General features: G+C 46.0%; 1 protein-coding gene. It reads right to left on the bottom strand.

Going from position 1 to position 248, the window contains the following annotated elements; translation table 11 throughout:
- Positions 1-248 (bottom strand): iron chelate uptake ABC transporter family permease subunit (locus SB772_RS44150; RefSeq protein WP_410839041.1); only part of this gene is annotated, 248 nt, incomplete at both ends.

Below are 248 nucleotides of genomic sequence, written 5' to 3'. Positions count from 1 at the left end.
CAGCAAGCTCTGCAACAGGACATAGAGTGAATCAAACCCGAGTAGGGAGGGCGTTAGAATTGGATTATGAGTCAACGTCTGAAATAGTAACGTCGACACGCCAATCGCATAGCCAACCACCATTAGTGCCAGCAGTTTTTTGCCGCGTAACGGTAGCGCAAAGTCCCAATAGCCATTGACATTGAGCGTCATAAACAATGTCATCGAGATAAGTAGAATAATAGCTGCTATGGATTTTGGATGCGCAG

The organism is Paraburkholderia sp. SIMBA_030 (genome assembly GCF_046535245.1).
Lineage (GTDB): Bacteria > Pseudomonadota > Gammaproteobacteria > Burkholderiales > Burkholderiaceae > Paraburkholderia.
The sequence above is the reverse complement of the archived record's forward strand: the minus strand, read 5'-3'. Positions and strand labels throughout refer to the sequence as shown.